17 protein-coding genes and 1 pseudogene are annotated in these 22,117 nt (G+C 68.3%); 16 read left to right on the forward strand and 2 right to left on the reverse strand.

Translation table 11 applies throughout. From position 1 onward, the window contains the following. The 3 genes and pseudogenes from DK368_RS20405 to DK368_RS20415 all read left to right on the forward strand — a co-directional run. Window positions 1–181: pseudogene (locus DK368_RS20405) on the forward strand (acetyl-CoA C-acetyltransferase); the annotation flags it as partial. Between the two features lie 306 nt (window positions 182–487). Continuing rightward, on the forward strand, window positions 488–1,915 hold the full coding sequence (locus DK368_RS20410; protein ID WP_114395830.1) for a porin: 1,428 nt from the start codon (window positions 488–490) through the stop codon (window positions 1,913–1,915). 364 nt (window positions 1,916–2,279) lie between these two features. Continuing rightward, the gene (locus DK368_RS20415) at window positions 2,280–3,974 is read left to right on the forward strand and encodes a methyl-accepting chemotaxis protein (RefSeq protein ID WP_114395831.1); all 1,695 of its coding nucleotides are present in this window, start codon (window positions 2,280–2,282) and stop codon (window positions 3,972–3,974) included. An 80-nt stretch (window positions 3,975–4,054) separates the two neighbouring features. Here DK368_RS20415 and otsB read toward each other — a convergent pair whose 3' ends face one another. Next, the gene (gene otsB, locus DK368_RS20420) at window positions 4,055–4,822 is read right to left on the reverse strand and encodes a trehalose-phosphatase (protein ID WP_114395832.1); all 768 of its coding nucleotides are present in this window, start codon (window positions 4,820–4,822) and stop codon (window positions 4,055–4,057) included. Between the two features lie 138 nt (window positions 4,823–4,960). Then, window positions 4,961–5,194 carry a hypothetical protein gene (locus tag DK368_RS20425; RefSeq protein WP_114395833.1) on the reverse strand — a complete coding sequence of 78 codons (234 nt, stop codon included), beginning with the start codon at window positions 5,192–5,194 and terminating at the stop codon, window positions 4,961–4,963. 133 nt (window positions 5,195–5,327) lie between these two features. On the opposite strand from DK368_RS20425, the gene DK368_RS20430 reads away from it, so the two are divergent. The 13 genes from DK368_RS20430 to DK368_RS20490 all read left to right on the forward strand — a co-directional run bounded on the left by DK368_RS20430 (window position 5,328) and on the right by DK368_RS20490 (window position 22,116). Continuing rightward, on the forward strand, window positions 5,328–5,735 hold the full coding sequence (locus tag DK368_RS20430; RefSeq protein ID WP_240002593.1) for a hypothetical protein: 408 nt from the start codon (window positions 5,328–5,330) through the stop codon (window positions 5,733–5,735). A 240-nt stretch (window positions 5,736–5,975) separates the two neighbouring features. Next, a complete protein-coding gene (gene kdpF / locus DK368_RS20435; protein WP_114395834.1) occupies window positions 5,976–6,065 on the forward strand; it encodes a K(+)-transporting ATPase subunit F in 90 nt (29 codons plus the stop codon). A 4-nt stretch (window positions 6,066–6,069) separates the two neighbouring features. Continuing rightward, window positions 6,070–7,824: a potassium-transporting ATPase subunit KdpA gene (kdpA, locus tag DK368_RS20440; protein WP_114395835.1), complete on the forward strand. Its 1,755-nt coding sequence runs from the start codon at window positions 6,070–6,072 to the stop codon at window positions 7,822–7,824. Beyond that, window positions 7,821–9,869 carry a potassium-transporting ATPase subunit KdpB gene (gene kdpB / locus DK368_RS20445; protein ID WP_114395836.1) on the forward strand — a complete coding sequence of 683 codons (2,049 nt, stop codon included), beginning with the start codon at window positions 7,821–7,823 and terminating at the stop codon, window positions 9,867–9,869. Before kdpA ends, kdpB begins: the two co-directional genes overlap by 4 nt. A gap of 13 nt (window positions 9,870–9,882) precedes the next feature. After that, the gene (gene kdpC / locus DK368_RS20450) at window positions 9,883–10,467 is read left to right on the forward strand and encodes a potassium-transporting ATPase subunit KdpC (protein WP_114395837.1); all 585 of its coding nucleotides are present in this window, start codon (window positions 9,883–9,885) and stop codon (window positions 10,465–10,467) included. A 46-nt stretch (window positions 10,468–10,513) separates the two neighbouring features. After that, window positions 10,514–13,291, forward strand: a complete 2,778-nt coding sequence (locus DK368_RS20455) for a sensor histidine kinase (RefSeq protein WP_114395838.1) — start codon at window positions 10,514–10,516, stop codon at window positions 13,289–13,291. Window positions 13,292–13,293: 2 nt separating this feature from the next. Next, complete coding sequence (locus DK368_RS20460) at window positions 13,294–13,977, forward strand: response regulator (protein ID WP_114395839.1); 684 nt, start codon at window positions 13,294–13,296, stop codon at window positions 13,975–13,977. A gap of 326 nt (window positions 13,978–14,303) precedes the next feature. Then, window positions 14,304–16,514 carry a TonB-dependent receptor gene (locus tag DK368_RS20465; RefSeq protein WP_114395848.1) on the forward strand — a complete coding sequence of 737 codons (2,211 nt, stop codon included), beginning with the start codon at window positions 14,304–14,306 and terminating at the stop codon, window positions 16,512–16,514. Between the two features lie 74 nt (window positions 16,515–16,588). Continuing rightward, window positions 16,589–18,172 carry an alkaline phosphatase D family protein gene (locus tag DK368_RS20470; RefSeq protein WP_114395840.1) on the forward strand — a complete coding sequence of 528 codons (1,584 nt, stop codon included), beginning with the start codon at window positions 16,589–16,591 and terminating at the stop codon, window positions 18,170–18,172. 23 nt (window positions 18,173–18,195) lie between these two features. Further along, entirely contained in the window at window positions 18,196–19,005 is an 810-nt protein-coding gene (locus DK368_RS20475; RefSeq protein ID WP_205028329.1) for an acid phosphatase, read from the forward strand. A 107-nt stretch (window positions 19,006–19,112) separates the two neighbouring features. Beyond that, window positions 19,113–19,415, forward strand: coding sequence for a hypothetical protein (locus DK368_RS20480; protein ID WP_114395841.1), 303 nt, complete (start codon window positions 19,113–19,115; stop codon window positions 19,413–19,415). A gap of 69 nt (window positions 19,416–19,484) precedes the next feature. Beyond that, window positions 19,485–20,816, forward strand: a complete 1,332-nt coding sequence (locus DK368_RS20485; protein ID WP_114395842.1) for a TolC family protein — start codon at window positions 19,485–19,487, stop codon at window positions 20,814–20,816. A 4-nt stretch (window positions 20,817–20,820) separates the two neighbouring features. Beyond that, a complete protein-coding gene (locus DK368_RS20490) occupies window positions 20,821–22,116 on the forward strand; it encodes an efflux RND transporter periplasmic adaptor subunit (protein ID WP_114395843.1) in 1,296 nt (431 codons plus the stop codon). The last annotated feature ends 1 nt before the right edge of the window (window position 22,117 follow it).

Raw genomic sequence — 22,117 nt, forward strand, 5'->3', positions numbered from 1 at the left:
TCCGGCCAGGGTCAATGTCAATGGCGGCGCCATCGCGCTCGGCCACCCCATCGGCGCCTCCGGCGCCCGCGTGCTGACCACCCTGCTGTTCGAAATGCAGAAGCGCGATGCCAGGAAGGGTCTGGCCACGCTCTGCATCGGCGGCGGCATGGGCGTCGCCCTCTGCGTCGAACGCGGCTGATCCCGCCTGCTTCGAGACATCCGGGCGGGGGCATCCCGCCCGGTTCCCGACCCGTCTGACACCGGCTCCAGCCTAGGCCGCGGACCGGGAAACCCACGCCCCGGTCCAGGTCGGACGGTGGCGGAAGGGCCAGTCCGCCGCACGGCTGGCCCTTCCGCCCTTTTCCCTCGCTCCGACCCTATCCCGATAGAGGGATGGTTCATCCAATCGGTCCCGCTTACCAACCAATCCGGAAGGACGTCCTGCGCGGGACGGGGGGACCCTTCCAGCCCAATCGAAGAAGAGAGCCCAAGGAGGCAATTCATCATGGCGAAGAACACGCTGCTGGCCGGCACTATCCTGGGTGCCGCCATCCTGGTCCCCGGCCTTGCCGCCGCCCAGAGTGCGCCGACCCCCACCGCGGCACAGATCGATGCCCTGAACCGTCAGATCCAGGCCCTGCAGAGCCAGCTCGACACGCTGAAGGACAGTGTCGGCAAGGACATCAAGGCCGTGGACAAGAAGCTGTCCGAGCAGACCACGGTGACCGTGGCCAATGGCCGTCCGCGCTTCGTCTCGCCCGACAAGGCCTTCGACGTGTCCCTGCGCGGCCGCATCCACCTGGATTACGGCTACTGGACCGACAGCAAGAATACCGGTGATCTGGCGGACGGCTTCAACTTCCGCCGCGCCTTCCTGGGCATCGGCGGCAAGGTGTTCAACGACTGGGTCTTCGACGTCAATACCGACTTCGCCACCGGCGGCGCCAACCGTGGCTCCAACGCCCGCCTGCAGGCGGCCAATTTCAGCTACACCGGCTTCAAGAACTGGAGCATCGATTTCGGCGCCATGCAGCCGTCGCTGACCCTGATGGACAGCATCGGCTCCAACGACATTCCCTTCATCGAAAAGAGCCAGACCACCAATCTGGCAGTCATGACCATCGCCAACGAGGCGCGCCTGTCGGCCGGCTTCCGCCAGTGGGGCGAGCGCTACCGCATCTCCGCCTATGTCACCGGCGACCAGATCAGCAACAGCGGTCCGCGTGACGACCAGGCCGCCGTCATCGGCCGCGCCAGCGTGCTGGCCGCCACCGGCGATGATTACAAGGTGCATCTGGGCGTGTCCGGCGGCCATCTGTTCAAGCCGGGCCAGACCGCCGGCGTTTCCGCCCGTACCTACAGCCTGTCCGACCGGCCGGAAACCCGCCAGGGCGGCCTGACCGTGGGCACCGCCAACGGCCAGTGGGCCTTCGGCACCGGCAATATCGACACCAAGGACTATACCGTCTATGGCGGTGAGTTCGGGGCCACCTACAAATCCTTCTGGGCCATGGCGGAGCATTACAATTACGAGTTCAGCCGCCGCAACAACCTGAGCGATGTGGGTTTTGACAGCTGGTACGTGGCCGGCGGCTGGTTCCTGACCGGCGAACAGCGTCCCTACAGCGTGGCCGGTGGCAATTTCGGCGCCCCGAAGATCAACGCGCCGTTCAAGCTGGGCCAGGGCGGCGGCATCGGCGCCTGGGAAGTGGCCGTCCGTTACTCCACGGCCGATCTCACCGATTCCAAGCTGGCGGCAAACGACCTGCAGGGCGAGCAGGATGTGGTCACGCTGGGCGTCAACTGGTACCTGAACAACGCCTTCCGCTTCATGCTGAACTACAGCTTCATCAATGTTGACCGTCCGTCCTGGTCCACCGCCAAGGACATTGACGCCGACGCCATTACTCTGCGGGCACAGTTCGCCTTCTGAGTGTCAGCGTACTCCTCGTCTAGGTGCCTTCTCCCGCCGGATCAATCCGGCGGGAGTTTTTTGGTTTGATAACCAAAACGGATGAGAGAAATAAAATATAATAATGCGCATCGAGTCATTGGTGTCGCATGATCGTTTCACTAGATTATATTTGAGCAAATTCCGCATTAACTGTTTTATTGGTGATTCTTTAATTCGGTTGTGCTATTTAAAGCCGGTGCTGGTTATCTGTCTCTAGTGAGGCGGCGCGTGCGATTGTCCGCTCTGCCGTCCGTTCTGTCAGGCGATCCGGGGACGTCGGCTTATGTCTGCGCCGGAGTGCGGCCTGCGACGATCCAGCCTTCAGATCGGGAGTTACTGTGTGATGAAGTTTCTGGAAAACCTGACGGTGCGGGTGAAGCTGACGGTGCTTGTCGCCCTCTCATTTCTGGCGCCGCTCATCGTCATTGCCGTCAGCAGCAGCTACACCCACCAGCGGATGATCGATGACCGCATCGACACCATCCGCTCGGCCGTCGAACTGGCGGTCGGGGTGGCCACGGGGCTGAACAGCGACGTCGAGGCGCAGACCATCACCCGGGACGAGGCGTTGGCGCGTTTTCGTGGCGCCATTCATGCCATGTCCTATCACAGCGGGTCCGACTATCTGTTCGCCTATGACATGAAGGGCATCGCCGTCGCCAACCCGTCGAACCACAAGGCCGTCGGCACGGACCGGACGCAGTTGCAGGACAAGGCCGGCAAGTACTTCGTCCGCGAGATCGTCGACAGCATGCAGACGAAAGACAGCGCCATCGTCGAATATGTCTGGCCCAAGCTGGGGTCCGATGTTCCTCTGATGAAGACCAACTATGTCCAGCGCTACCAGCCGCTGGGCCTTATCGTCGGGTCCGGCGTCTATACCGACGACATCGATGCCGCCTATCATGCTTTCCTGGTCAAGCTGTGCATGGTGGCCGCCATTCCGGTCTGTGCCCTGGTGCTGATCGCCTTCCTGATCAACCGCAACATCGTGCTGGCCCTGCACGCCCTGCGCACCAAGATGACAGCGCTGGCCGGCGGCGACCTGGCTGTCACCTTCCCCGAGGCGGAACGCCGGACCGAGATCGGCGGCATGGCCCAGGCCCTGCAGGTGTTCAAGGAGAACGCCCAGGCCAAGGCGGCGCTGGAGGCGCAGCAGGCCGAGATGGCGCGTCGCGCCGAGGAGGAGAAGCGGCGCACCACCACGCAGCTGGCCGATCATTTCGAGCAGTCGGTGGGCGGGTTGATCCATGATGTCGCCCGCGAAGCGGCCGGCATCCAGGATCGGGCGCGGACCATGGCCCAGGCCGCCGACGAGACCGGCTCGCTGGCCGCCGCCGCCGCCAGCGCCACCGAGCAGACTTCGGCCAATGTGCAGACGGTGGCCGCCGCCACCGAGGAACTGACCAGTTCTATCGGCGAGATCAGCCGTCAGGCCGTGGAATCGGCCCAGATCGCCCGCGAGGCGGTGAAGAGTGCCGAACGGGCCAATGGCAAGGTGGAGGGGCTGGTCGCCGCCGTGGAACGCATCGGCGCCGTGGTGGAACTGATCAATTCCATCGCCAGCCAGACCAACCTGCTGGCGCTGAACGCCACCATCGAGGCGGCCCGTGCCGGCGAGGCCGGCAAGGGCTTCGCTGTCGTGGCCAGCGAGGTCAAGCAGTTGGCCAGCCAGACCGCCAAGGCCACGGATGACATCGCTGCCCAGGTGGCCAACATCCAGAACGAGACCGTGCAGGCGGTGCAGGAGATCCAGGGCATCGCCCAGGTCATCGGCCGCGTCAACGATGTGGCCACCTCCATCGCCTCGGCCGTGGAGGAGCAGGGCGCGGCCACGCGGGAGATCAGCCGCAATGTGCAGCAGGCCGCCCAGGGCAGCCACGAGGTGTCGTCCAGCATCGGCGGGGTCAATGACGCCGCCGGTCAGGGTGGAAAGGTCGCCAATGAGGTGCTGGACAGCATCCGCCAGCTGTCCGGTCAGGCCGAAGGGCTGCGGGCCGAGGTGAACCGTTTCCTGGCCCAGGTGCGCGCCGCCTAAGAGCGACGGCCGGTGACCCTCACCGGGGCACCGGCCGTGCGCATGCCCCCGCCAAGGCGCGGGGGCCGCTTTGCCGCCCTTCAGCCGTGCAGGCTGGCGTAGGCGTCCAACAGGGTCCAGACATCGTCATGGCTGGACAGGGCGTAATCGGCTTCGCTGACGGGGTTGTGTACCGCCACGCCGAAGCCGCCCAGGCGGCGTGCCGCCGTGAAGGCGGGGCGGTCGGGCACGTCGTCGCCGATATGCACGGGCTGCCGCCCGGAAAAGGGTGTCTCGCCGGCGAAGATGGCCAGCGCCGTACCCTTGTCCGCCCCCGGCGGCACGATGTCGATGGCGATGCGCCCGCGGATGACGGCGAAGGCCGTGCCCACATGGCGGACGGCGATGGCCGCGGCCCGTGCTGCCACCTCGGCATCCTCGTCGAAGACGATGGTGAGACCGGCCAGCTTGCGCTCGACCGTGACGCCGGGAAGAGCGGTCGCAATCTCCTGCTCCAGCCCATGGATGATCGTCCGCTGCCGGTCGGTCAGCGACAGCGCCGTCCGGCGCCCGTCGGGCAGGCGGCGGTCGGCCCCCTGCAGGCCGCCCACCGGCAGTTCCAGGGGGCCGAACATGTCGTCCACCATGTCGATGGTGCGTCCGGTCAGGATGGCCAGGGCCCCGCCGGTCAGGGCGCGGACCCGGCCCAGGAGGGCCAGCTGTTCCGCGGGGACACCGGCCTCGCGGTCGTCATGGGTCGGCCCGATCAGGGTGCCGTCCACGTCGAGGAACAGGGCCAGACGATCCGGCGGCGGCAGGGCCTGCGCCACATCCCGGGCGGAGCTGAAGCGGAACTTGTCAGGGCTCATGACGGGTCCATCATTCGGCGGAGCGGTCCGGCCTGCCTAGCATGGGCCGGGCCGATCCGGTCACGCGTTCGCTGCAAAGGCCCTGCGCGCATCCGGGCGCGACATGATTGCCCCCGGGGCTGCCGCAGCTCGATCCGGTTACCCGCGGCAGGCCCGTCCGTCGTGTTCGGTGAGATCGGCCAATTGGCGCAACAGTGTCGCCGTGGCCGTGGCGCCGTACCGATCGGCCAGCCGGTCGATCATTTCCACCGCCACGCCCCACAGGATGACGTCCTCGTCCAGCCCGTCGGCCCGGGCCCGCTCCAGCATGCGGCAATAATGGCGTCGGGCCTGATCGAGCCCACGCGGCATCACGGGGGCAACGGTCAGCATGAAGGCGTCCGTCGGCACGGGTGAAGGGGCCACCCCGCCATCACCATGCCCTGCAACGCTTTTGACATCGGATCCCGATCCTCCTAAATATGAAGCGTTATAACGTAACATTTTTGGTCGATCCGGGTCCAGCATGCGTGTTCCGACAGAGGGGGCTGACAGGGTGGCCGGCCAGGGTGGCCGGGGCCGCTGGGTGCCGAAGCCCGATTCCTCCGCCAACGACCCGATCCGGGGTGCGTTGAACTGGCGGCAGGCCAGGACGGCCCTGCGTCATCCGCGCTTCTACGAGGGCTTTCAGGAGGCGATGGCGGGACTGCCCTTCGACTATGGGCGGCTGGACCGGCTGAGCGAGGCGGATCAGCGCCGCTATGAGAATGGCCGCGAGATCGCACTCGAATGCCGCAATGCCGGCCTGGAGATCCGCTGGCCGCAACGGGAATCGGTGCCGCTGGCCCTGAAGCGTCTGGTGCTGGACCGGGCGCGACGCCGGGCTGACGGCGCCCGCCGGACCGACCCCTATGTCGTCTGCACTGTGATGTGATCGACTCCGCCCCTGGCGGGGAAGACGCGGGGAGCGCCCGTCTTTACGCGCTCTTTATGCGCACACCCAGACTCCCGTCTCGATCCTTTATGGCGGGGGCGCCCATGCTCGACCGGTCGCAAGAACCGAGCGCGGGGACGCATCATGTTCGACCTCGTTTTTCTGGCTGCCGTGCTGGTGGCCTTCGCCGCCTTCGCCGCCCTGACCCATGGCTGTGACCGGCTCTGAAGGGGCAATCCGATGACCATCGACCTGATCGCCGGGGGCGTCGTCGCCCTCGGCCTGCTGGCGTACCTGCTGTACGCGCTGCTGCATCCCGAGGAGTTCTGAGGCCATGACCGCCGAAGGCATCCTCCAGATCCTGGCCTATCTCAGCCTGCTGTTGCTGCTGACGCCCCCGCTGGGCGCCTATATGGCGCGGGTGATGGCGGGGGAGCGCACCCTGTTGACGCCACTGCTGGCCCCGCTGGAGCGCGGGCTCTACCGTCTGGCCGGTATCGACCCGGCCCGGGAACAGCACTGGACCGCCTATGCGTTGGCCCTGCTGGCTTTCAACCTCATGGGCCTGCTGCTGCTTTACGCCATCCTGCGGCTGCAGGCCTGGCTGCCGCTCAATCCGGCCGGTCTTGCTCCGGTGGCGCCGGACCTTGCCTTCAACACGGCGGTCAGCTTCACCACCAACACCAACTGGCAGGCCTATGGCGGGGAGACGACCTTGTCCTTCCTGTCGCAGATGCTGGGGCTGACGGTGCAGAACTTCGTCTCCGCCGCCACCGGCATCGCCGTGGCCGTGGCGCTGATCCGCGGTTTCGCCCGCCGGCCGCAGCCCGCCGGGGCCGGCCGGACCATCGGCAATTTCTGGGCCGATCTGGTGCGCGGCACACTCTACATCCTGCTGCCCTTCGCCCTGCTGGCGGCGATCGTCCTGGTCTGGCAGGGTGTGCCGCAGAATTTCGACGGCGCCGTCACCGCCACCACGTTGGAGGGCGGGCAACAGCTGATCGCCCAGGGACCGGTGGCCAGTCAGATCGCCATCAAACAGCTGGGCTCCAATGGTGGCGGCTTCTTCAACGCCAATGCCGCCCACCCCTATGAAAACCCGACGGCGCTGTCGAACCTGCTGCAAAGCCTCTACCTGCTGATGCTGGCCTCGGGGCTGGTACACAGTTTCGGCCGCATGGTGGGGGATGTGCGCCAGGGGCGGGCCATCTGGATGGCCATGGTCCTGTTGCTGGTGGCCGGCCTGGGGATCGCCTGCTGGGCCGAGGCCCAGGGCAATCCCGCCATCGCTGCGCTGGGCGTCGACATGTCCGGCAGCGATCTGGCCGCCGGCGGCAACATGGAGGGCAAGGAGGTCCGTTTCGGCCCGACCCTGTCGGCCCTGTGGGCAGTCGCCACCACGGCGGCCTCCAACGGGTCGGTCAATGCCATGCATGACAGTCTCACCCCGCTGGGCGGCCTGGTGCCGCTGGTCAACATGATGCTGGGAGAGGTGATCTTCGGCGGTGTGGGCGCCGGGCTGTACGGCATGCTGGTCTTCGTCATTCTGGCCGTGTTCATCGCCGGGCTGATGGTGGGGCGCACGCCGGAATATCTGGGCAAGAAGATCGAGGCCCGGGAGATCAAACTGGCGCTGATCGCCGTGCTGGTCTTTCCCCTGGGCGCCCTGGGCGGGGCTGCCCTGACCACCGTCCTCCCCTCTGCCCTGGCCAGTGTGCAGGACCCGGGACCGCACGGGCTGTCGGAAATTCTCTACGCCTACACCTCGGCCACGGCCAACAACGGCTCTGCCTTCGCCGGTTTCGGTGCCAACACCCTGTTCCACAACAGCCTGACCGGTCTGGCCATGCTGCTCGGCCGCTTCGCGATCATCGTCCCGACCCTGGCCATCGCCGGCTCGCTGGCCGGCAAGAAGGCGGCGCCGGCCGGTCCCGGCACCTTTCCCACCCATGGGGCGCTGTTCATCGTGCTGCTGATCGGCACCATCCTGATTGTCGGCGGCCTCACCTTCTTCCCGGCCCTGGCCCTCGGCCCCATCGCCGAGCATCTCAGCCTGCAGGCCGGGACCCTGTTCGGAGCCATGCCATGATGAATTCCAGGACTGCGACCTTGCTGGATGGCCGCATCGCCGCCCAGGCCGTGGGTGTGGCCTTCCGCAAACTGGACCCGCGCCTGCTGTTCCGCAACCCGGTGATGTTCGTCACCGCCGTGGTGGCGCTGCTGACCAGCCTGATCTTCGCCCGTGACCTGCTGCGGGGGGGCGAGGGGCTGCTGACGGGGCAGATCGCCGCTTGGCTCTGGTTCACCGTGCTGTTCGCCAATTTCGCCGAGGCGGTGGCGGAGGGACGTGGCAAGGCCCAGGCCGCCAGTCTGCGCCGGACCCGCACGGAAACCATGGCCAAACGGCTGGCCACCATTGATGCCTCCGTCTGGGACAGCGTGGCCGCCGCCAGCCTGCGGGCCGGCGATCTGGTGCTGGTGGAGGCCGGCGATACCATCCCCGGCGACGGTGAGGTGGTGGAGGGTATCGCCACGGTGAATGAGAGTGCCATCACCGGTGAATCCGCCCCGGTGATCCGGGAGAGCGGCGGCGACCGGTCCGCCGTCACCGGTAGCACCGTGGTGGTGTCCGACCGCATCGTCATGCGCATCACGGCCAATCCGGGGGAAAGTTTCCTCGACCGCATGATCGCACTGGTGGAAGGGGCCAAGCGCCAGAAGACGCCGAACGAGATCGCCCTGACCATCCTGCTGGTGGGGATGACCATCATCTTCCTACTGGTGACGGTCACCCTGCAGGGGTTCGCCAGCTATTCCGGCTTCCTGGTGCCGGTCGCCTTCCTGGTGGCGTTGCTGGTGACGCTGATCCCCACCACCATCGGCGGGCTGCTGTCGGCCATCGGCATCGCCGGCATGGACCGGCTGGTGACCTTCAATGTCATCGCCAAATCCGGTCGCGCGGTCGAGGCGGCAGGGGACGTGGATGTGCTGCTGCTGGACAAGACCGGCACCATCACCCTGGGCAACCGGCAGGCGTCGGACTTCCTGCCCGTCGCCGGGGTGCAGGAGCGCGAACTGGCTGAGGCGGCCCTGCTGGCCTCGCTGGCTGATGACACGGCAGAGGGCAAGTCCATCGTGGCCCTGGCACGGCGGGCCTTCGGCTTTGCGGCGGCGGACCCGGAGGCGACGGCAATCTTCATCCCCTTCACGGCTCAGACCCGCATGAGCGGCGTCGACATCGGCGGCCGGCGCATCCGCAAGGGGGCTGTGGACCGGATGCGTGCCTGGGTCGAGGAGCAGGCTGCCATCGGCTCGGCGCTGGCGCGCGAACTGACCACCCAGGTGGAGCGGGTGGCCAAGGCCGGCGGCACTCCGCTGGTGGTGGCCGACGGCGCCCGCATCCTGGGCGTGGTCGCGCTCAAGGACATCGTCAAGCCGGGCATCCGCGAGCGCTTCGCCACCCTGCGCGCCATGGGCATCCGCACCGTGATGATCACCGGTGACAATCCGCTGACGGCGGCGGCCATCGCCGCCGAGGCCGGGGTGGACGACGTGCTGGCCGAGGCCACGCCGGAACGGAAGCTGGAGCTGATCCGCCAGTACCAGGCCGAGGGCCGGCTGGTTGCCATGTGCGGCGACGGTTCCAACGATGCCCCGGCCCTGGCCCAGGCCGATGTGGGCGTGGCCATGAACACCGGGACGCAGGCCGCGCGCGAGGCCGGCAACATGGTGGATCTGGACAGCGATCCGACAAAGCTGATCGAGATCGTCATGATCGGCAAACAACTGCTGATGAGCCGCGGGGCGCTGACCACCTTCTCCATCGCCAACGATGTGGCCAAGTATTTCGCCATCATCCCAGCCTTGTTCATCGCCGCCTATCCGCCGCTCCGGGCGCTGAACATCATGGGGCTGGAAAGCCCGGCCAGCGCCGTCCTGTCGGCCATCATCTTCAACGCCCTGATCATCATTCTGCTGATCCCTTTGGCCCTGCGCGGTGTCGCCTACCGCCCGGCCCCGGCCGCCAGCCTGCTGCGGCGCAATCTGCTGATCTACGGGCTGGGCGGTCTGGTCGTGCCCTTCCTCGGCATCAAGGGGATCGACCTTGCCATCAACGCCCTCGGCCTCGTGTAAGGAGGACTCGTCCATGCGCGCCCATCTGCGTCCCGCCTTGACCCTGCTTCTGGCCCTGATGCTGCTGACGGGGCTGGCCTATCCCCTGGCCGTGACCGCCGTGGCCCGGCTTGCCTTTGCCGACCAGGCCGCGGGCAGCCTGATCCGCCGTGCCGACGGCACCGTGCTGGGGTCGGCCCTGATCGGGCAGGGCTTCAGCCGCCCGGACTATTTCTGGTCGCGGCCTTCGGCGGCCGGGGCGGGATATGATGCCTCGAACTCCGGCGGCAGCAACCTGGGACCGTCCAACGCCGCTCTGATCGCCGCGGTGCAGGCGCGGGTGATGGCGCTGAAGGCGGCGAATCCCGGTGCGGTCGGGCCGGTCCCGGTGGATCTGGTCACGGCGTCCGCCAGCGGGCTTGATCCGCACATCACCCCCGCCGCCGCCCTGTGGCAGGTGCCGCGTGTCGCAGCGGCCCGCGGACTTGATCCGGCCGAGCTGCGGCGGCTGATCGGCGCGGCCACCGAGGGACGGGTCTTCGGCCTTCTGGGCGAGCCCGCCGTCAACGTGCTAAAGCTCAATCTGCTGCTGGACCAGCGGGCGCCGCGCGCGCCCTGAGACGGGTTCAGACCGGCGGCGCCCCCCCGCCTTTGCCGAGACGCCGATGGTGAAATCCGAGGATACAGACCGCCCGTCGCCCGATGCCCTGCTGGAGGCGGCCAACCGCGAGCGGCGGGGCACGCTGAAGATCTTCCTCGGGGCCGCTCCCGGAGTGGGCAAGACCTATGCCATGCTGGAGGCGGCCCATGCCGCCCGCCGCGACGGGGTCGATGTGGTGGTCGGGCTGGTGGAGACCCATGGCCGGGCCGAGACTGCACGTCTGCTTCAGGGCCTGGACACCGTGCCGCGCGCCGCCGTCGAGTATCGGGGCCGCGTGTTCCAGGAGATGGACCTGGACGCCATCCTGGCCCGGCGGCCGGCGCTGGTGCTGGTGGACGAGCTGGCCCACAGCAACATTCCCGGCAGCCGCCACGTCAAGCGCTGGCAGGATGTGGAGGAGCTGCTGGCGGCCGGCATCCAGGTCTGGTCCACCCTCAACGTCCAGCATCTGGAAAGCCTGAATGATGTGGTCCAGCGCATCGCCGGCGTGGCGGTGCGCGAGACTGTGCCCGATGCTGTGCTGAAGGGCGCGGATGAGATCGAGCTGATCGACCTGCCGCCGGAGGAGCTGCGCAAGCGCCTGGCCGAAGGCAAGGTCTATGTGCCGGATCAGGCGCAACGGGCGGTGGACCGTTTCTTCTCCACCGGCACGCTCACGGCCTTGCGTGAAATGGCTCTGCGTCAGGCGGCCGAGCGCGTCGATGCGCAGATGCTGTCCTATATGCGGCGCCACGGGATCGCCGGCCCCTGGCCGACCCGCGACCGCATCCTGGTCGCGGTCGGTGCCGACCCCGCGGCCCCGCGGCTGGTGCGGGCGGCGGCGCGTATGGCCGAACGCCGGCAGCTCCCCTGGACCGTCGCCTATGTGGAGACACACCGCCATCCCGGCCTGCCCGAAGCGGCCAAGGCCGAGGTGACCGGGGCCTTCCGGCTGGCGCAGCAGCTGGGGGCGGAGACGGTGGTGCTGCCCGGTGAGGACATCACGGCCGAGCTGCTGGGCTGGGCGCGGGCCAACAATGTCAGCCAGATCGTGCTCGGCCGCGGCCGCCGGCGCCGGTTCGGGCGGATGCTGGCCGATGATGTGCTGCGCCGGGCCGGCGCCTATGACGTGCTGCTGGTCGGCACGGCGACCGATCGTGCGGCACCGGCCGTGGTGACCACCCCACCGACGGCCCCGCCGCCCGACCGGGCGGACATGGCCGGCTGGCAGCCCTATGGCTGGGCGGCGCTGGCGCTGGTGGCGGCCACGTTGCTGTCCTGGGCCGTGTTCAGCCTGCTGCCCATCGCCAATGTCAGTCTGGTCTATCTGCTGGCTGTGCTGGTGACTGCCACGCGCTTCGGACTGGTGCCGTCCGTCGTCACCGCCGTGGCGGCCTTCTTCAGTTTCAATTTCTTCTTCACCGAGCCCCGCTTTTCGCTGCGCGTCAACACTTCCGATGACCTGCTGACCATCGGCTTCTTCCTGGTGGCCGCCATCCTGACAGGGCAGCTGGCCTCGCGCCTGCGGGCGCAGATCGAGGCGACGCGGACAAGCCAGCGGCGGACGGCCAACCTCTATGATTTCTCCCGCCGGGTGGCGTCGGCGGCGGGCGAGGACGATGTGCTCTGGGCCGTGGTCCACCATGTGGCCGCCACGCTGCAAGGACGGGCGCTGGTGCTGCTGCCGGTGGACGGTCCGTTGCGCATCCGGGCCGGGTATCCGCCCGAGGACAGGCTCGACGACCGGGCCGAGGCCGCCGCCCAATGGGCCTGGCTCAACGGCCAGCGGGCCGGTCGCGGTTCCGACACCCTGCCGGCGGCCGATTGGCTGTTCCTGCCGCTGAAGACCCTGCGCGGCACCGTCGGCGTGCTGGGGGTGGCCGTGGACCGGCCGGGAGGACGTCTGTCCGCCGATCAGGAGCGGCTGCTGGACACGCTGGCCGATCAGGCCGCGCTGGCCCTGGAGCGGACCCAGCTGGTGCGCGAGATCGAGGCGGCCGAGGTGGCGCGGGAGAAGGAGCAGTTGCGCACCGCCCTGCTGTCGTCGCTGTCCCATGATCTGCGCACGCCGCTGGTGTCGATCCTGGGCGCCTCCACCAGCCTGCTGACTCTGGAGGCGGAGCTTGACGACGAGTCCCGGCGCGAGCTGGCCCGCACCATCCAGGAGGAGGCGGAGCGGTTGAACCGCTTCGTGCAGAACCTGCTGGACATGACCCGGTTGGGCAGCGGCGGGCTGAAGCCCAAGACCGACTGGGCCGACTTCTCCGACATCGTGGCGCAGGCACTGGCCCGGGCCAGGCCGCTGCTGCGGGGCCGTCCCGTCAGGGTGGATCTGGCCCCCGACCTGCCGCTGCTGCAACTGGATCCGGTGCTGATGGAACAGGTGCTGTTCAACCTGCTGGACAATGCCGCCAAATACAGCCCGGCAACCGGCAGCATCACCATCTGGGCCCGGCGCCGGGGCGATCAGGTGGTGGCGGAGGTCTGCGACCAGGGACCCGGCATCCCGCCGGGGGACCGCGACAGGGTCTTCGACATGTTCTACCGTGTGGCCGGTGGCGATCAGCAGACGGCGGGGACGGGCCTGGGTCTCGCCATCGCCAAGGGCATCGTCGAGGCCCATGGCGGCAGCATCGGCGTGCTGGATGGCATGCATGGGGTCGGCGCCTGTCTGGTGCTGCGCCTGCCGGTGCCGGCCGATCTCCCGCCGGCCCCGCCGGACGGTGCGGCCCCGGATGGTCCGGCCCCGGATGGTCCGGCCCGGGATGCGCCGGTCCTGGATGCGCCGGCAGGGAAGGTCTGAGCATGGCCCGTATCCTGGTGGTCGATGACGAGGCGCAGATCCGACGTTTCCTGCGCATCAGCCTGGGCGCCAACGGCCATGCCGTGGCCGAGGCGGAAACCGGGGCGGAGGCCGTGGCCCTGGTCCGGGCCGATCCGCCCGATCTGGTCATCCTCGATCTGGGCCTGCCCGACATGGACGGGCAGGAGGTGGTCAGCGCCATCCGTGAGGACAGCGCCGTGCCCATCCTGGTGCTGTCGGTGCGGGCGGGGGAGGGCGACAAAGTGGAGGCGCTGGACCGTGGGGCGGAGGATTATGTCGCCAAGCCCTTCGGCATCGCCGAGTTGATGGCTCGGGTGCGGGTGGCGCTGCGCCGGTCACCGCAGGCCCCGAAGCCGGCCGTGGTCACGGCCGGCGGCGTCGAGATCGACTTGGACCGCCGGATCGTGCAGCGCGACGGGGCCGAGGTCCGCCTGTCGCGGCGGGAACAGGATCTGCTGTTCGTTCTGGCCCGCAGTGCCGATCATGTTCTGACCCACCAGCAGATCCTGCGTGCGGTCTGGGGGCCGGCCCATGTGGAGGACACGGCCTACCTCCGGGTCTATGTCAACCAGTTGCGCCAGAAGCTGGAGGCCGATGCCACCCAGCCGCAGCTGATCGTGACGGAACCCGGTGTCGGTTACCGGCTGCGGACCGATCAGGGATAAACGGCGGCACGGATTTGGAACCAAGATTTCAGATATCATATATTTGTATGATTGCTTTGTATCAAATAATAATACTCGGTGCGTTTCACAAAAAATCGTAAAGAAGACTTCAGCCAGTCTTCACGAAAGCGTCATGTCCGTCGAGTACACCCGCGTCGTCGTCGAACATCTGCTGATCTGGTGTGGCGCAGATGGCGTGGGCACTCCTCTCCCGCGCCTGCCGCAGTTCCATTCCTTGGCCAGACCGCAGTCGTCAATCTTGTCTGCAACTCACCGGTCCGCGCGGGGGGATGGGGATACTCGTGCGCGCCCCGATGGATGATGGCATGAAACGCTTTCTGCTTGGCGCGTCCAGCGCCGTTCTGGCCGTGACGGCGGGGCTTCCCGTCGCGGCCGAGACCAAGTCCGATACCGACAAGGGCGTGCTCGAAGAGATTGTCGTTACGGCCCAGCGCCGGCAACAGTCCAGCCAGGATGTCGGTCTCTCGCTCAGCGTCATCGGCGGGGAAGCGCTGAACGAGAAGGCTGTCCGGGTCGTCAACGACATCGAGAATGTCGTGCCGAACATGGAGGTGGACAGCCAGTTCGGCAGCGGCCAGCCGCAGTTCCGCATCCGCGGCATCGGCGCCCGCGAATATTCCAGCAACAACGCTTCCACTGTCGGTGTGTATGTCGACGAGGTGGCGCACCCCTACACCATCACCACCCAGGGCGCGATGTTCGACATCGCCCGGATCGAGGTGCTGCGCGGGCCGCAGGGCACGCTCTATGGTCGCAACACCACGGGCGGTGCGGTCAACATCATCACCAACGCCCCGACGGCGGAGACCCATGCCGGCATGACGGCCGAATATGGCTCCTATGACCGCTACAAGCTGGAAGGCTTCGTCTCTGGCCAGATCGCGCCGGGTCTTCTCGGCCGTCTGGCTGCCGTGACCGAGCAGGGCGGCGCTTGGCAGTACAACCGCGACACCGGCGAGAAGCTGGGCGACACCGATAAGAGCGCGGTGCGCGGCCGTCTGACCTGGGATGCGCTCGATGATGTGACCGTCGACGTGTCCGCCACCTATCAGGTCGACAAGTCGGACGGGCTGGGCTTCCGCCTGCGCGGTCCCTACACCTCGGCCGATGGCAAAGTCACCTATCCGGCCGACACGGCCCGCCGTATCACCGGCTGGCAGATCTCGTCGGAGCTGGCCGCCGTTGCCGGCCGTGACCTGGATGCCAAGCCGGGCCGCGACAATGACGGGTTGAACCTTGCCGCCCATGTCCAGGCCGATCTGGGCTGGGCCGATCTGACCTCGATCACGGCCTATCAGAATTTCAGCCGCTCCGAATACAATGACTGGGACGGCACCCGCCTGCAGGAATCTGACGTCTATTTCTACAATGATCTGGACGTGTTCTCGCAGGAGCTGCGGCTGTCCTCCCATGACAATGGCCCGCTGGACTGGATGATCGGCACCCATTATGCCGATGAAAGCATCGATGGTGGCTTCTACACCCAGTTCCGTGGCATCCAGCCGCTGCTGAACACGCCGTATGACCAGGACGTCCAGGCGGTCGGCATCTTCACCCACAACAGCTATGCCGTGACCGACCGGCTGAACCTGATCGCCGGCCTGCGTTACGAATATGAGGAGCGCAGCCTGACCACCTCGGGCACCCGCCGCCTCAACGTCGCTGCGGGGCCGGAGCAGACCTATGACACCGACCTGTCGGAGTTCAGCGGCCGCGCCGGCGTCGAGTACAAGGTCACCGACGGGGCCATGCTCTATGCCAACGTGTCCCGTGGCGTGAAGTCGGGCGGTTTCACGACCTACAACGGCACCTCGGCCACGCCGTTCAAGCCGGAAATCGTCATCGCCTACGAGGCTGGTGTAAAGTCGGAGATGTTCGACCGTCAGCTTCAGATCAACGGCGCCCTGTTCTACTACGATTACAAGGACCAGCAGGTCCAGGGTCTGGAGTATGACCGCGACAGCGGGCGGCTGGGCAAGATCACCAACGTGCCCAAGTCGGAGATCTATGGCGGCGAGGTCGAGTTGCTGTGGGTCCCCATCGAGGGCCTGACCATCGCCCAGAACTTCGGCTACAAGAAGGGTAAGTACACCGAGTACTTCGCCATCGACGGTACGGCCACGGACAAGGCCAACCCGCCGAACGGTCCCTGGACCACCATCATCTCCAACGACCGTTCCGGCGAACCCCTGCAGTTCCCGAAATTTAATTACGGAGGGTCCGTCTCCTACGACTGGACCCTGGTGGGTTTCGACTGGCGTGCGGAAACCAATTACAACAAGCGGGATGCCATCTACAGTGCGGCCTCCAGTTCCGTCCTGCCGGGATACTGGCTGTTGAACGCCTCGTTCAGCATGAGCCCGACCGACTCCAACTGGCGCTTCGCCGTCTGGGGCCGCAACCTGTCCAACACCTACTATGAAGAGACCCGCAACGGCTTCAACGGCTCGGCCCGCCCCACCGCCTCGCCGAGCCAGGGGCGTACCCTGGGCGTGCGTCTGACCGTGGAGATGTAACGCCGCGGTCGGTACGGGGGGACCGGCCGGCGCCGGTCCCCCTCTCTTCATCCTGCGTTTCCCGGAGACCGTCCATGTTTCCCCCCTCCTCCCTGTTGCCGGTGAACCGGCGTGTGCTGCTCGGTGGTCTGGTCGCGGCACCGCTGGTGCTGCGCTTTGGCCGGGCGCCGGCCGCTGGTGCCTATCTGTTTCCGCTGGGCGTGGCCAGCGGCGACCCGGCGCCCGACGGTTTCGTCCTCTGGACCCGGCTGGCGGCCGATCCGCTGGCGCCGGACGGCCTCGGCGGATTGTCGGCACCGATCCCGGTGCGCTGGGAGGTGGCCGCCGATGAGGGCTTCAGCCATATCGTCGCCGCGGGGGAGGTGGTCGCCGAACAGGCGGACGCCCACAGCCTGCATGTGGAAGTGGCCGGGCTGAAGCCCGGCCGTCCCTACTGGTACCGCTTCACCGCTGCCGGCCAGCGCAGTCCGGCGGGGCACGCACGCACGGCGCCCGCCCCCGACGCGCCCGTCGATCTGCTGCGGCTGGGCGTGGCCTCCTGCTCGCACTGGGAATACGGCTATTTCAGCGCCTACGGGCACATGGCCGATGAGGCCCCCGATCTGACGCTGTTCCTGGGCGACTACATCTATGAATACACGGTCGGCGGCGCCCGCAAGGCCAACACCGTCCGTTCCTATGATCTGGAGGAAGCGACGACGCTGGCCGGGTACCGCAACCGCTATGCCCTGCACCGGACCGACGCCAACCTGCAGCGCCTGCACGCCGTTTCCCCCTGCCTTGCGGTCTGGGACGACCATGAGGTGCTGAACAATTACTCAGGAATCTGGACTCAGGAGCCGGGGGCGGGCGGCAGCGATTTCCTGAAGCGGCGGGCCGCCGGCTACAAGGCCTTCTACGAGGCCATGCCGATCCGCCGGACGCGGCTGGATTCGCGGTTGCAGATGCCGATCCATCGCCGCATCCGCTATGGTCGCCTGGCCGAATTCTTCATGCTGGATGGCCGCCAGTACCGCTCCCGCCAGCCCTGCGTCGATGTGGCGGGGGGCGCGCAGGGGCAGATCATGACCGACAGCGCCTGTCCCGACCGGCTGGACCCGTCGCGGACCTTCCTGGGCTTCGAGCAGGAGCGCTGGCTCTATGACGGTCTGGCCCGCAGCAATGCCCGCTGGACCATCCTGGGCCAGGACTTGGTCATGGCCGGTCTCCGTTTCGAGAAGGCCGGCGAGGAAACCCGCTACTGGACCGACACCTGGGACGGGTTCCCGGCGGCGCGCGATCGTCTGACTCAGGCGCTGGTGACACTGAAGCCGCGCAACCCCGTGGTGCTGAGCGGGGACTACCATTCCTTCTGGACCAACGATGTCAAGCTGGACAGCCGGGATTCCGCGTCCCGGACCGTGGCGACCGAGTTTGTCGGCACCTCCATCACCTCCGGCGGACCGCCCCATGACGCGCTGATGTCGTACATGCCGAGCAATCCCCACATCAAATTCTTCGAAGGGCGTCTGCGCGGCTATATCTCCATCGATGTCACCCCGACCCGCATGCTGACCCGCTACCGGACCGTCAGCAATGTGCGCGACCCCAAGGCCACGGTGGCCACCCTCAACAGCTGGGTGGTCGAGGATGGTCGCCCCGGCGCCCAACCGGCCTGATGCCCAGAGGATCGGATCTCCGCATGACCCGCCGTTCGACCGCCGGCCTGCTGGCTGCCACCATCCTCGCCGTCGCCATGACCGGAGCCGCGGTGGTACCGGGCGCCATGGCGGCGGACCCGGCGGACGTGCCGGTCCTGTGGACGGGCTTCCGCGACCATCCGCACGGCTATCTGTCGGCGGAGACGGCGCCGAACGCCGCTCATTTCCTGCCGCCGCCGCCGGACAAGGGTTCGCTGCGGGAGCAGGACGACATCGCCCTCTACCGGGCCACCCGCGCCCTGAAGGACAGCCCACGCTGGCAGATGGCGGCCGGTGACAATGAGATCGAGACGCCGCGTGCGCCCCGCATCTTTGACGAGGCGCTGGGCATCCGTTTCGAGCCCGCGCACATGCCGACGCTGGCCCTGCTGCTGGGCCGGATGCTGGGCGATCTGGAAACCGTCCAGGGGCCGGCCAAGCGCGGCTTCAACCGGCCGCGCCCGTTCGTGTCCGAGCCGGCGGCGACCTGCATCGTGCCGGAGAAATGGCTGGCGGCCAGCGGCTCCTATCCCTCCGGCCATGCCGCCACGGGCTGGGCCTGGGCCCTGGTGCTGGCGGAAATGGCACCCGACCGCGCCGATGCCGTGCTGGCCCGCGGTCTGGCTTACGGCGAAAGCCGTGTCGTCTGCGGTGTCCATTACGCCAGCGATGTGGAGGCCGGCCGCCTTGTCGGCGCGGCGCTGGTGGCCCGGCTGCAGGCCGACCCCGCCTTCCAGCACGATTTCGCCATCGCCCGCCAGGAGCTTGCGGCCCAGCGGGCGGGACGCACCGCTCCGCCGTCCGCGCCCTGATACAGTCGTCCGGCATCGCCGCCGCCCGCGTGCATTGCCTCTCGGCGTGCCGCCCGCGGCGCCGTTTGGCCCTTGAGTTGGGGGTGGCGCTCCCCTAAGGTCGGGCCATGCGTCTGCTCACCGCCATTCTGCTGCTTCTGGCCCTGTTGTTCGCTGCGCCCGGCCCGATCCATGCCGCCGACGCACCACACAGCCATGGCCAGTCCGCCGATGACGGCGCGGTGACGGATGGCGGATCGACCAAGAGCTATGTCGATTGCCATCATGGCTGCGGTCATGTCCATGTTGCCGACCGCCTGGGGCGTCCCGGCGTCCTGATCGAATGGACCGCGTTGCGGCTGCTGCCCGAAGACGCCCTGCTGCCGCAGGGGGCAGAGCCCGGTCTCCCCTACGAACCTCCGCGTCTCTGACGAACCGACCGCATCCGGGTGCCGGCATCCGCCGCGCCCGCTGTTCGTCTGTTCGTACGCGGAGAAATCATGCGTCTGCCTTTCGCAGCCGCCCTGGCGATGGGAATCGCCTGGGCGCCGGCGGCTGTTGCCCAGGATGGGCCGCCCGCCAGCCAGTTCCCCCAGCCGGCCCCGTTGCCCGCGCCTTTATCCGCGCCGCTGCCGGCGCCGCCATCCCTGACTCTGGACGAGGCCATTGCCCGCGCCCTGGCGGCGGAACCGCGCATCGGTGCGGCCCGGGCCCGTCTGGATGCCGCTTCGGCCACGATGGATCAGGCCGATGTCCTGCCCAACCCCGAACTCGGGGTCGAGCTTGAGAATTTCCAGGGGTCCGGCCCCTACCGTGGATACCGCAGCGTCGAGGCCACCTATGGGCTGACGCAGACGGTCGAGCTTGGCGGCAAGCGCGGGGCCCGCGTCGCGGCCGCCCGCGCCGACCGTCTCGCCGCCGGCCAGGAACTCACCGCCGCGCAGCTGGATCTGGTGCGCGATGTGCGCACGGCCTTCGCCGCGGCCGCGGCGGCCGACCGGGCCGTGGTCCTGGCCGGGGAGCGCGTCCGTCTGGCCGGCGAGGTGGAACGTTCCATCGAGGCCCGTGTCGCGGCCGGGCGGGAGACGGTGGTGCAGGCGGACCGGGCGGGAATCGCCCGGCGCCAGGCCGAGTTGGCCTTCGATCAGGCCCGTCAGCGCGCTGCCGCCGCCCGCCGGACCCTGGCGGGGCTGATCGGCGCCACGCCGCTGCCCGGCGCGCTGTCCGGCCCGCTCGATGACGCCTGGTTCCTGCGTCTGGACCTGCCGGCACCGGCGGCGGACGGTCCCGTGCCGGCGGAAACGGCCGACCTGCAACGGCGGCAGGTGGAGGTGGTCCGCGGCCGGGCCGCGGTGGAGGTCGAGCGCAGCCGCGCTGTTCCCGATCTCACCCTGTCCGCCGGCGTCCGCCGGTTCCGCGAGTCCGGCGACAATGCCTTTCTCGTCGGGGTCAGCATCCCCATCCCCGTCTTCGACAGCAACCGGGGGGCGATTGCCCGGGCGCGGGCCGAGGCGGCCGCGGCCGAGGCGGATCTTGCCGCCGCGCGGCTCGATCTCGACCGGCGCATGCTGGCGGCACGGAGCAGCCTGGAGGCGGCGCGGGATACGGCCGCCACCCTGAAGGAGCGGATCATCCCGGCGGCCGAGCAGGCCTTCGCCTTTTCCCGGGAGGGATATCGGCAGGGCAAGTTCTCCTACCTGGAGGTCCTCGATGCCCAGCGCACCCTCGCCGAGGCGCAGGCTGATCTGATCGATGCCCTGCAGGGCTTCCACACGGCGCGGGCCGAGCTTGAGCGGCTGACGGCGACGACCGGCCCGGACGGGCAGAGGTGATCCCATGAAGATGAAGACGACGACGATGATCGGTGTGTCCGCTCTGGCCCTGCTGGCGGCGGGATTGGGCTATTGGGCGCATGACCTGGCCCATGACCATGGGGCCGGCCCGCGCGCCGGTGCCGCCCATGCCGAGGGGGAGGACCATGAGCATGGGGCCGGCGAGGCGGACGACCACGGGACCGAGGAGGGGGCCGAGGCTGGTGCTGATGACGGGCACGGGCATGGGCATGAAGACGGAGACGGCGCCATCCATCTGAGCGCCGCCCAGATCGCCCGGGCCGGTATCCAGATCGTGGCGGCCGGTTCCGGCGATGTGTCCCGGGAAATCCAGGTTACCGGGACCATCGTGCCCGATGCCGATGGGATGGCCGATGTCGCCACCCGCGTGGCGGGGGTGGTGGCCTCGGTCGACAGGCAACTGGGGGACAGGGTGGCCGCCGGCGATGTGCTGGCCGTGCTGGACAGCCGCGACCTTGCCGAGGCCAAGGCCGACTATCTGGCCGCCCGCCGCGAGGAGGCGCTGGCCAGCACGACGCTGAAGCGGGAAGAGGATCTCTGGCGTCGGAAGATCTCCGCCGAGCAGGACTATCTCGACGCCCGCACGGCGGCGGAAACCGGCCGTATCCGCCTGGATGCGGCGCGGCAACGCCTCGCCAGCCTGGGCCTGTCGGCAACCGCCATCGAAGCCCTGCCCGGAGAGGGGCGGCAGAGTCTGGGCCGTCTGGAGATCCGGTCGCCGATTGCCGGACGGATCATCGCCCGCACCGCGGTGCGGGGGGAACTGGTCGCTGCCGACAGGACGGTCTTCACCATCGCCGACCTGTCCGTGGTCTGGGTGGACCTGCCGGTCTATGCCCAGGATCTGCCGCTGGTCCGCGAAGGACAGGCCGTCACTGTGCAGGGCACGGACGGGCGCAGCGCGCAGGGCCGGGTGATCTTCGCCGGCCCCACCCTGGACCCGCAGACGGGGGCCGCCCGCGTGGTCGCCCGCCTGGAGAATGCCGACGGCACCTGGCGGCCGGGTGACTTCGCCGCCGGAACCATTGCCACCGGCGATGCCGTTGCGGCGCTGGCGGTGCCCGCCACCGCATTGCAGACCATGAACGGTCAGACGGTGGTGTTCGCGCGCACCGACGGGGGTTTCGTCCCCCGCGCGGTTGCTGTCGGCCGCCGCAACGCCAGCATGGTGGAGGTCCTCTCGGGTCTGGTGCCGGGCGAGCCGGTCGCCAGCGGCAACAGCTTCCTGCTCAAGGCCGAGGCGTCCAAGGGCGCGGCCGAGCACTCCCACACCCATTGAG

The organism is Oleisolibacter albus (genome assembly GCF_003336875.1).
GTDB classification, from domain to species: domain Bacteria; phylum Pseudomonadota; class Alphaproteobacteria; order Azospirillales; family Azospirillaceae; genus Niveispirillum; species Niveispirillum album.